7 protein-coding genes, 1 tRNA gene and 2 rRNA genes (1 of these 10 cut by a window edge) are annotated in these 10,000 nt (G+C 68.9%); 6 read left to right on the top strand and 4 right to left on the bottom strand.

What is annotated here, in order from left to right; all coding sequences use genetic code 11:
* The 5 genes from VEB62_RS03950 to VEB62_RS03930 form a co-directional block, all read left to right on the top strand.
* Window positions 1–835: ribosomal RNA gene (locus VEB62_RS03950) — 23S ribosomal RNA — on the top strand; it begins 1,954 nt to the left of the window's first position.
* 81 nt (window positions 836–916) lie between these two features.
* Window positions 917–1,031: ribosomal RNA gene (rrf, locus tag VEB62_RS03945) — 5S ribosomal RNA — on the top strand.
* Window positions 1,032–1,108: 77 nt separating this feature from the next.
* Window positions 1,109–1,185, top strand: a tRNA-Met gene (locus VEB62_RS03940).
* Window positions 1,186–1,422: 237 nt separating this feature from the next.
* Window positions 1,423–1,797, top strand: coding sequence for a BlaI/MecI/CopY family transcriptional regulator (locus VEB62_RS03935; protein ID WP_324795673.1), 375 nt, complete (start codon window positions 1,423–1,425; stop codon window positions 1,795–1,797).
* Window positions 1,794–3,488 carry a M56 family metallopeptidase gene (locus VEB62_RS03930; RefSeq protein ID WP_324795670.1) on the top strand — a complete coding sequence of 565 codons (1,695 nt, stop codon included), beginning with the start codon at window positions 1,794–1,796 and terminating at the stop codon, window positions 3,486–3,488. Before VEB62_RS03935 ends, VEB62_RS03930 begins: the two co-directional genes overlap by 4 nt.
* 36 nt (window positions 3,489–3,524) lie before the next feature.
* Here VEB62_RS03930 and ileS read toward each other — a convergent pair whose 3' ends face one another.
* Complete coding sequence (gene ileS / locus VEB62_RS03925; RefSeq protein WP_324795668.1) at window positions 3,525–6,443, bottom strand: isoleucine--tRNA ligase; 2,919 nt, start codon at window positions 6,441–6,443, stop codon at window positions 3,525–3,527.
* Window positions 6,444–6,699: 256 nt separating this feature from the next.
* On the opposite strand from ileS, the gene VEB62_RS03920 reads away from it, so the two are divergent.
* On the top strand, window positions 6,700–7,197 hold the full coding sequence (locus VEB62_RS03920) for a DUF3828 domain-containing protein (protein ID WP_324795665.1): 498 nt from the start codon (window positions 6,700–6,702) through the stop codon (window positions 7,195–7,197).
* A 21-nt stretch (window positions 7,198–7,218) separates the two neighbouring features.
* On the opposite strand, the gene VEB62_RS03915 is transcribed toward VEB62_RS03920, so the two are convergent.
* The 3 genes from VEB62_RS03915 to VEB62_RS03905 all read right to left on the bottom strand — a co-directional run bounded on the left by VEB62_RS03915 (window position 7,219) and on the right by VEB62_RS03905 (window position 9,673).
* Window positions 7,219–8,193, bottom strand: coding sequence for a bifunctional riboflavin kinase/FAD synthetase (locus VEB62_RS03915; protein ID WP_324795662.1), 975 nt, complete (start codon window positions 8,191–8,193; stop codon window positions 7,219–7,221).
* Between the two features lie 12 nt (window positions 8,194–8,205).
* Window positions 8,206–8,664 carry a MaoC family dehydratase gene (locus VEB62_RS03910; RefSeq protein WP_414641981.1) on the bottom strand — a complete coding sequence of 153 codons (459 nt, stop codon included), beginning with the start codon at window positions 8,662–8,664 and terminating at the stop codon, window positions 8,206–8,208.
* Window positions 8,665–8,803: 139 nt separating this feature from the next.
* Window positions 8,804–9,673: a TIGR01459 family HAD-type hydrolase gene (locus VEB62_RS03905; RefSeq protein WP_324795659.1), complete on the bottom strand. Its 870-nt coding sequence runs from the start codon at window positions 9,671–9,673 to the stop codon at window positions 8,804–8,806.
* Between the last annotated feature and the right edge of the window lie 327 nt (window positions 9,674–10,000).

Here is a 10,000-nt window from a genome sequence, read left to right as displayed (position 1 = left end):
AGACGGAAAGACCCTATGAACCTTTACTATAGCTTCGCCTTGGCGTTAGCGACCGTATGTGTAGGATAGGTGGGAGGCTATGAAGCCGGGGCGCCAGCTCTGGTGGAGCCATCCTTGAAATACCACCCTTACTGTCGTTGACGTCTAACCGAGGGCCGTTATCCGGTCCCGGGACATGGCGTGGTGGGTAGTTTGACTGGGGCGGTCGCCTCCTAAAGTGTAACGGAGGCGCGCGATGGTGGGCTCAGACCGGTCGGAAATCGGTCGTCGAGTGCAATGGCATAAGCCCGCCTGACTGCGAGACTGACAAGTCGAGCAGAGACGAAAGTCGGCCATAGTGATCCGGTGGTCCCGCGTGGAAGGGCCATCGCTCAACGGATAAAAGGTACTCTAGGGATAACAGGCTGATTTTGCCCAAGAGTCCATATCGACGGCAAAGTTTGGCACCTCGATGTCGGCTCATCACATCCTGGGGCTGGAGCAGGTCCCAAGGGTATGGCTGTTCGCCATTTAAAGTGGTACGTGAGCTGGGTTCAGAACGTCGTGAGACAGTTTGGTCCCTATCTGCCGTGGGTGTTCGAAGCTTGAGAGGATCTGTCCCTAGTACGAGAGGACCGGGATGGACATACCTCTGGTGGACCTGTCGTGGCGCCAGCTGCGCAGCAGGGTAGCTATGTATGGAATAGATAACCGCTGAAAGCATCTAAGCGGGAAACTAACCTCAAAACAAGGCTTCGCTGAGGATCGTGGAAGACTACCACGTTGATAGGCCAGGTGTGGAAGTGGGGCGACCCATGAAGCTTACTGGTACTAATAATCCGATCGGCTTGATCGTTTCTCAGCAAAACTCATTCGATTTTTTCAGCTATTGCTGAACTGACAATGTCTTCTCACAATCGTCTATCCGCCTGGTTGACCTGGTGGCTATGTCGGAGGTTCCCCACCCGATCCCATTCCGAACTCGGTCGTTAAGCCCTCCAGAGCCGATGGTACTTCGTCTTAAGGCGCGGGAGAGTAGGTCGCCGCCGGGTCTACCAGACGGATAGATGATTGTATTTTGGGCCGTCGCCCATCTCTCGAACCGCTCTTCCCTTACACTACCGTTTGCCGCGGGATGGAGCAGCCCGGTAGCTCGTCAGGCTCATAACCTGAAGGTCGCAGGTTCAAATCCTGCTCCCGCACCCAAACTTTCAGAAGCCCGCCTGGATTAGTCCGGCGGGCTTTTGCATGTTCCGGTCAACCGATTCCGGTCTGGACAGGATCTCAAGGCCCCGCACGGCGTCCGCCGGCGGGGCTTTTTGCTGTTCGGCGCCGGGGCGGCCGCCGGCGCCTTACGCCGAGTTCATCCGGTCGCCACAATCCCGACTTTATCCGCTACAAGTGTAGCGCTACGTGTGTAGCGTCCTCTCCAGCGGAGTCCCCATGATCGAGTCCCTGCCGCGCCGCGAGCGAGAGGTCTTCGAGACCCTCTGCCGTCTGGAGAAGGGCACGACGAGCGTCGTCCGCGCTGCGATGAGCGGCGACCTGAGCGACTCGGCCGTGCGCACCCTGCTGGCTCGCCTTGAGACCAAGGGTCTGGTCGGACGCACCGCCGACGAGGACGGCTTCGTCTACCGTCCGCTGCCGCGTTCCGAGACGATCGCCGCCAGCGCCCTGCGGCGGACCGTCGATACCTTCTTCGCCGGGTCGGCCGCCATGGCCGCCACGGCCCTGCTCGGCCTGACCCAGCGGCTCAAACCCGAAGAGCTGGAGGCGCTGGAGCGGGCTATTGACGAGGCCAGGGAGCGCGGATCATGAGTGTCGAACTGCTCATCGAACTGCTCGGTAAGTCCAGCGTCATCGCCGGCGCGGGGCTGGTGCTGTCGGCCTTGCTCGGAACCCGGCCCGCTGCGGATCGGGTCGACATTCTGCGCGCCGCCGTCTGCGTTCTTCTCGGCCTGCCGCTGATCATGGCGCTGGCGCCTGGGCTGCAGATTGCGCTGTTGCCGGCGACGGTCGTCGAGCCGGTCTCCGCGCAGCCTGTGGTCTGGCGAGGCGCCGTGACGCCCGTCGAGGGGCTGTCGCTCCACGGATCTATCCCCTGGCCGTCGCCGATGGACCTCGTCGCAGGCGTCTGGGCCATCGGCGCGGTTGTCGTGATCGGGCGGTTCGCCCTGGGCGTCCTGACGCTGCGGCGCTGGACCCGGTCCGGTACGCCCGTCGTCGATCCCGCCTGGACCGCGTCGCTCAAGCGTTTCGAAACCGGCCGTCCGCCCCGGCTGGTCGCCTCCCCGCAGGTGGAGGCCCCGCTCAGCTGGGGTCTGCCGCCCGGCGTGGTGCTGATCGGCGAGGCGTGCCTGGCCCGACCGGAGAACGCCGGCGCCGTCATGGCGCACGAGCTGGCCCACATCCGTCGGGGCGACTGGCTGTTCCTCGGCCTGTCCCGCCTCGCCCTCGCCCTGTTCTGGTTCAACCCGTTGGTGTGGCTGCTGCACGCCACTCTGGCGGATCGAACCGAAGACGCCGCCGACGCCACAGCGCTCGCCGCCGTGGACCGCCGGACCTACGCCCGCACCCTCGTCGGCCTCGCCGCCGATTTCCGACAGCCCGCCGCCATCGGCATGGCGGGAGACGTCCAATCCCTGACCCGAAGGATCACCCGTATCATGACCAACTCCCCCACCGCCCGCCCTCGTCCCATGGTCATGGCGCTCGCCATCGGAGCCCTGGTGGCCCTCGCCACACCAATCGCGGCCCTGGAGATCACCCAGCGTCCGCCGGTGCCGCCCGTGCCCCCGCAAGCCCCGGTCGCGGTCCCTGCGCCCCCCGCGCCGCCCGCTCTGCCCTCGCTCATGGCCATGCCCGCACCGCCCGCACCGCCCGCGCCGCCAGCGCACCCGGCGCCGCCGGCGCCGCCAGCGCCGCCAGCTCCGCCGCGGGTCCAGGACGGCTCACGCATCACGATCACGAACGAAGGCCGGACCCACGTCTATCGCTCGGTAGAGGAGATGGACCCGGAGACCCGGCAAACCTACGAACGGGCGATGAGGGAGGCGGCGGATGCCCGGGTTCAGGCGGCCGAGGCCAGAGAACACGCGCGGGTCGCCCGGGCCGAGGCCGCCCGCGTGCAAGCCGAAGCGCGCGTCCATCATGCCGCCGCCATGGGGCAGGCGCGGGCCGCGACCGCCGAGGCGCGCGCGGCCACGGCCGAGGCCCGGGTCCACGCCAGCGCCGCGCAGGCGGAGGCGCGCCAGGCCATGGCCCGGGCCCGCGTCGAAATGCGCAACGGCGCCGACCAGATGGATCGGGGCGCGCAGGAAATGCGCGAGGAGGCCGTCCGGCTGCGCGATCCCGCCTACCGCGCCCGCCAGATCGATGAGAACCGGGCGCGGGGCAGCACCGTCACCGACGCCGAACTGCTCGCCCTGTCCCGCCGCCTGCCGGAGCAGGCCGACGAGATGGAGCGACAGGCGCAGCGGATGCGGGAGCAATCCGCGGACCGCACCTGAAGCCGATCAGGCCCCGCTTCGGCGGGGCCTTTTCTCCTAGGCCCGGCGCGCGTCCCACCAGCGGACCGCATCGGCGTCGCGGGCGCTGAGGTCGGGGTAGGCGGGGTCGGAGCCGACGTCCGGGACGCGCCGCCATGAGCGGGCGCATTTCGGATGGTCGGCGAGGCGGACCTCGACCGTCACGGCCTCGCCGCCCGGCTTCAGCTCGGCCCCGGAGGTGCGGAACACCTCGGCCGCGTCGAGGCCCTCGAACGGCGCGAAGGCCTCGGCCGGTCCGGTGACCACCGGCCAGGCGTCGAGGGCGCCGCCGATGATCTTGTCGCGGCGGGCGCCTTCCAGCGCCTCGTTGACGATCTCGAGCACGGTCTGGACGCCGGCCCAGCGCTCCGCCTCGGCCGGGTTGCGCCAGGCGTCCGGCGTCTCGGGGATGACCCGGGCGCAGTTGGAGCCGCCGGCGGGGAAGCGCGTGGTCCACGCCTCTTCCATGGTGAAGGGGGTCAACGGGGACAGCCAGGCGGTCAGGCGCATGAAGACCTCATGCATGACCGTGCGGGCGGCGCGGCGGCGGAGCGCGTCGGGACGGTCGCAGTAGAGGCTGTCCTTGCGGATGTCGAAATAGAGGGCCGACAGGTCGTTGGAGCAGAACTCCAGCACCGGCCGGACCACGTCCTGGAAGCGGTAGTCGCGGTAGGCGGCGCGGACGTCGCGGTCCAGCTCCCACAGCCGGTGCAGGGTGAACCGCTCCAGCGGCGGCATCTGGTCGAGCGGCAGCCGCTCGGCCTCGTCGAAGTCGGCCAGGGCGCCGAGCAGGTAGCGGACGGTGTTGCGCAGCTTGCGATAGGCGTCGACCGTGGTCTGCAGGATCTGCTTCCCGATCCGCTGGTCCTCGGCGTAGTCGACCAGGGCCACCCACAGACGCAGGATGTCGGCGCCGGATTCCTTGATGATGGTCGCGGGGTCGGTCGTGTTCCCCTTCGACTTGGACATCTTCTCCCCGTTCTCGTCCTGGGTGAAGCCGTGGGTCAGGACGGCGTCATAGGGGGCGCGGCCGCGGGTGCCGGCGCCTTCGAGAAGGTTGGACTGGAACCAGCCGCGATGCTGGTCCGAGCCTTCGAGATAGAGGTCGGCGGGCCAGTGCGACGGGCGGTCGCCGGTGTAGCCGTGGGCGGGATCGCGGGGCTCGAGCGCGAAGGCGTGGGTGCAGCCCGAGTCGAACCAGACATCGAGGATGTCCTGGATCTTTTCGTAGCGCTGCGGGTCATGGGCGCCGAGGAAGTCGGCGTCGGGCCGGTCGAACCAGGCGTCGGCGCCGCCCTCGCGGATGGCGGCGAGGATGCGGGCGTCGACCTCGGGGTCGTGCAGCGGCTGGCCGGTCTCCCTGTCGACGAACATGGCCAGGGGCGTGCCCCAGGCGCGCTGGCGGCTGATCAGCCAGTCCGGCCGGCTCTCGACCATGGTGCGGATGCGGTTCTTGCCGGCGACCGGGTGGAAGGCGGTGGCGTCGATGGCCGCCAGCGCCCGCTCACGCAGGGTGCCGTCGTCCTCCAGCGGCGCGTCCATGCGGATGAACCATTGCGGCGTGTTGCGGAAGATGACCGGGGCCTTGGAGCGCCAGCTGTGCGGATAGGAATGCTCCATCCGGCCGCGCGCCAGCAGGGTTCCGGCCTCGATCAGCCTGTCCATCACCGCGCCGTTGGCGGGGCCGAACTTGCCGGTCTTCTTGCCCTCGGTCTCCAGCACCTTGAGGCCGCCGAACAGGGGGACGTGCTCGTAGTAGGCGCCGTCGGGATCGACGGTGTCCGGCACTTCGTGGTGGCCGTGGGCCCTCCAGACCTCGAAGTCGTCAGCGCCGTGGCCCGGAGCGGTATGGACGAAGCCGGTGCCGGCCTCGTCCGTGACATGGTCACCGGCCAGCAGGGGCACCGAGAAGCCGTAGCCGGACGACAGGGCCGCCAGGGGGTGGGCGCACTCGAGGCCCGACGGGTTGAGGTCGTCGATGCGCGCCCAGGCGGCGATCTTCGCGGCCCTGAAGACCTCTTCCGCCAGTTTGTCGGCGAGGATCAGCCGGTCGCCCGGTTTGGCCCACGGCTGGAACTCAAGCCCCGTCTCCATGGCCGTGACCTCATAGAGGCCATAGGCGATCTCGGGGCCGTAGCTGATGGCGCGGTTGGCGGGGATGGTCCACGGGGTCGTGGTCCAGATCACCACCGCCGGATTGGCGTTGCGGAACGAGAGCAGGTCGTCCGGATGATGGTCGGTCGCGGCGACGACGGGGAATTTGACCCAGACGGTCGGGCTGACGTGGTCGTGGTATTCGATCTCGGCGTCGGCCAGGGCGGTGCGTTCGACCGGCGACCACATCACCGGCTTGGAGCCGCGGTAGAGCTGGCCCGAGTTCTTGAACTTGTGGAACTCGGCCACGATGGCGGCCTCGGTCGCGAAGTCCATCGTGGCGTAGCGATCGTCCCAGTCGCCGAGGACGCCGAGGCGTTTGAACTGGGCCTTCTGCACCTCGATCCAGCCGGCGGCGTATTCGCGGCAGGCCTGACGGAACTCGGCCTTGGAGACCTCGTCCTTGCGCTTGCCCTGGGCGCGGTAGCGCTCCTCGATCTTCCACTCGATCGGCAGGCCGTGGCAGTCCCAGCCGGGGACGTAGTCGACGTCACAGCCGAGCAGGAAGCGGCTGCGGACCACGAAGTCCTTCAGCGTCTTGTTCAGGGCGTGGCCGATGTGGATGTCGCCATTGGCGTAGGGCGGGCCGTCGTGGAGGACGTAGAGGGGCGCGCCCTCGGCCTGACGCTGTTTGCGCAGGGCGGCGTAGAGGTCGCCCCACTGTTCGAGGATCTGCGGCTCCTTCTGGGGCAGGCCGCCGCGCATGGGGAAGGGCGTCTCCGGCAGGAAGACGGTCTCGCGGTAATCGCGGCCAGTGGAAGGAGTGTCGCCGGCGTCAGCCATGAAGTCTCGTCTCGTCGTGTGTGATCGTTCCGCTTGTTTGCGCTGGGTCAGCGCCTTCGATCCCGGCGTGCGCGGGGGCGAACCCCTGCGGCGCTACGCCGGGCGGATAATCGAAATCGGGCGAAACACGCGGACGGTCATGGTGGAAGCGGTCTAGCAGAGGCCGGGGGGCGGACGCCACCCCGCGCCCGTCAGGATCGGCGCGTTGGCGCGGGACGCCGGGAGGCGCAGCATCAGGTCGGGTGGAGGATATGCCATGCGACGGTGGATGTGGGGTCTGGTCGGGGGACTGTTGATCGCGACGGCGCTTCCCGCGATGGCGCAGGAAGGATCGGAGGGGGCGGAGGCCTTCGTGCGCGGGGTTTTCGCGGCCTATATCGATGGCGAGGAACCGGCCGGGCCGATGGCTGAGACCCGGCTGGATGAGGTCTGGACGCCCCGGATGGCGGCGCTGATCCGGCGCGACCGCGAACTGTCCGGGGGCGACCTGCCGTATCTGGACGCCGATCCGCTGTGCAACTGCCAGGATTGGGAGCGGCTGGTCGTTCAGACCGTTCGAATATCGGGCGCCCAGCCGGAGGGCCGGACGGCGACGGTCGTGTTCACCAACGGCGGCGAGCGCGGGACGACCATCGTGAGGCTGCGGGGCAATCCCAACGCCGGATGGCGCATCGACGATGTGCTGAGCCCCGGTCAACCGGGGCTCGCCGCCAGACTGGCCGAGGCCAACGGGCGGATCGAGCAGGGGGACTGACCTCGCCGGCATCGGGTCGGTCTAGGACGACGGGCTCAGCACGGAGCGCGCCGCCCGGGCGTCGGCGTCGATCTGGACCTTGAGGGCGTCGAGGCCGTCGAAGGTTTCCTCGCCGCGCAGGAAGGCGATCAGCTGCGTCTCGATCGTCTGGCCGTAGAGGTCGCCGTCGAAGTCGAACAGCCAGACCTCGAGCAGCGGCTCGTCGAGGGCGAACATGGGGCGGAGACCGAGGCTGGCGACGCCGTCGAGGACGCGGCCGTCGGGCAGGCGGGCGCGGACGGCGTAGACCCCGTAAGCCGGGCGCATGTAGTCGCCGAGACGGACGTTGGCGGTGGGCACGCCGATGGTGCGGCCGCGCTTGTCGCCGTGGATGACCTCGCCCTCGATGGCGAAGGGGCGGCCGAGGATGGCGGCGGCGCGCGGCATGTCGCCGGCGTGGATGGCTTCGCGCACGGCGGAGGAGGACAGTTTCAGGCCGTCCGGGTCGTCGACACGCTCGCAGACGGTGACGCCGAAACCGAGCGCCTCGCCCTGCCGGCGCAGGCCCTCCGGCGAGCCGGTGCGGCCCTTGCCGTAGGTGAAGTCGAAGCCGACCGCGGCATGTCGGATTTTCAGCCCGTCCTGGCGGCCTACCGCGCTTCGCGCTGCTTGAGGCCCCGCCAGGACGTCATGGGCGAAGGCCTCGTCGGACATCCCGGCCAGCTCGGCGCCGAACGGGAGCAGATAAAGGCGGTCGACGCCGAGCGGCTCCAGCGCCCGGGCCATCTGGGCCGGGGTCATGAGGCGGAAGGGGGCGGCGTCGGGCTGGAACCAGCGGCGGGGATGGGGATCGAAGCTGACGACGCCTAGCGGCGCGCCGATGGAGCGGGCGACCTCGCGGGCCGTGGCGATGACCGCCTGATGGCCGCGATGGACGCCGTCGAAGGCGCCGATGGCGACCGCGGCGCCCCGGAGCCCCTCCGGCAGGTCGCGCCAGTCAGTGACGATCTGGACCACGCCGGCCTGCTTTCAGCCCTTGGCCGGGCGGCGGCGGCGGGGCACGCGGACCACGGCGACGCCATCCATGATCAGCTTGCCGTCGACGAAGCCCTCGCAGTTCAGCTCGACCCGGGCGCTTTCCTGGTCGACCGAGACGACGCTGATGCGGACCAGGACGTCGTCGCCGATGCGGACCGGCAGGTGGAAGCCGAGCGTCTGGGAGATGTAGATGGCCCCGGCCCCGGGCAGGATGGTGCCGACCACGGCCGAGCCGAACGAGGCCGACAGCAGGCCGTGGGCGATGCGGCCGCGATAGGCGGTCTTCGACGCGAAGGCCTCGTCGAGGTGGACCGGATTGAAGTCGTCCGAGGCCTCGGCGAAGAGGCGGATGCGCTCTTCCGAGACGTGGATGACCTTCTCGGCCGCCATGCCGACGTGAAGCTCCTCGAGAATGTAGCCGCCCGAGGGATGTGTCGTGACCAGTTCCATGGCGGGGCCTTAGCCTGATTTGCCCCTGAGCGAAATCGAGCGTTGATGAGGCGGGGTCAAAGGTCGATTTCGCTCAGCGTTGATTTTGGACCATTTTTTGGGTTCAGGTCGGGACGACCTGAAACAAAAATGGTCTGGGTCACCACGCCAGATCGAGCATCGCCCATCTGGCGTAAGTCGTTTCCGCCTTCAGAAGCCCGGCAGCGCGGGCCTCGTCGAGGCGGCCGTCGGGCCCCCTGGCGGCGTCGCCGTGGATGCCGGCGGCGATGAACAGGCAGTCCAGGGCCTGGCGATTGGCCCCGAGCACGTCGGTGACCACGCCGTCGCCGATGCACAGCACGCGGGCGCGATTGACCGGATGGCCGAGCAGGGCCTCGCCCTCCCTGATCGCCAGCTCGTAGATCGGGCCGTACGGCTTGCCGGCCATGGTGACGCGGCCGCCGAGGCTCTCATAGAGGTCGGCGAGGGAGCCGCCGCAGTAGATCAGCCGGTCGCCCCGCTGCACCACCCGGTCGGGGTTGGCGCAGATCAGTTCGAGATCACGGGCCACGCCGGCGGCGAGGCGGTCGCGATAGTCCTCCGGCGTCTCGGTCTCGTCGTCGACCAGGCCGGTGACGGAGATGAAGGCGGCGTCTTCCGCGCCGTCGGCGAGGGCGAGGTCCAGGCCTTCGTAGAGCGGCCAGTCGCGGTCGGGGCCGATGATCCAGGCCGGCCCCGGGGCGCGCCGGGTCAGTTCGGCCCGGGTGGCGTCGCCCGAGGTGACGAAGGCCTTCCAGCTGTCGCGGGGCACGCCCAGCCCGTCCAGCTGGGCGACCACATCGGACGAGGGCCGCGGCGAATTGGAGATCAGCACGACGTGCCCGCCCTGCTGGTTGAAGCGGGTCAGGGCGGCGCAAGCCTGGGGCCAGCTCTCGCGGCCGTTGTGGATCACGCCCCAGACGTCGCAGAGCAGGATGTCGTAGTCGCCGGCGATGTCGCCGAGGCCGGAGAGGGCGTGGGGGAGGGTCATTCCGGGCTGATAGCGGGTTCGGGAGAAGGGGAGAAGGGGAGGATGAGGGGCGAGGGCGAAGGTTGAGGCATGACTCTTCGCCGCTTGGCCACAAGCGGTGTGGGGAGGGTGCGGGGCGGCCGGGCCTCGCCCGGCTGTGAGTTTGTTTTACCGTTTCGACGAGGTGACCGCCCCGCGTGGCCGTTATCCACCCGCCCGTCGATTGCCGGCCCTTCTCGGACCTCCTCGACTCGCCGGCCCGTCGTCCTTGCGGACCGGCCGTGGGACGGACTTGTCCTGCCCGTGGGCGAACAGCGGTCACGATCCGAAGGCGTGCGGCGAGCAAGC

Source organism: Brevundimonas sp., assembly GCF_035626975.1.
Taxonomy (GTDB): domain Bacteria; phylum Pseudomonadota; class Alphaproteobacteria; order Caulobacterales; family Caulobacteraceae; genus Brevundimonas.
Note: the sequence above shows the minus strand (reverse complement) of the source record. Positions and strands in the feature narration are given on the sequence as shown.

Coding starts and splice junctions, on each gene's coding strand:
- VEB62_RS03935 (WP_324795673.1), top strand. CDS start 1,423: ATGATCGAGTCCCTGCCGCGCCGCGAGCGAGAGGTCTTCGAGACCCTC.
- VEB62_RS03930 (WP_324795670.1), top strand. CDS start 1,794: ATGAGTGTCGAACTGCTCATCGAACTGCTCGGTAAGTCCAGCGTCATC.
- ileS (WP_324795668.1), bottom strand. CDS start 6,443: ATGGCTGACGCCGGCGACACTCCTTCCACTGGCCGCGATTACCGCGAG.
- VEB62_RS03920 (WP_324795665.1), top strand. CDS start 6,700: ATGCGACGGTGGATGTGGGGTCTGGTCGGGGGACTGTTGATCGCGACG.
- VEB62_RS03910 (WP_414641981.1), bottom strand. CDS start 8,664: ATGGAACTGGTCACGACACATCCCTCGGGCGGCTACATTCTCGAGGAG.
- VEB62_RS03905 (WP_324795659.1), bottom strand. CDS start 9,673: ATGACCCTCCCCCACGCCCTCTCCGGCCTCGGCGACATCGCCGGCGAC.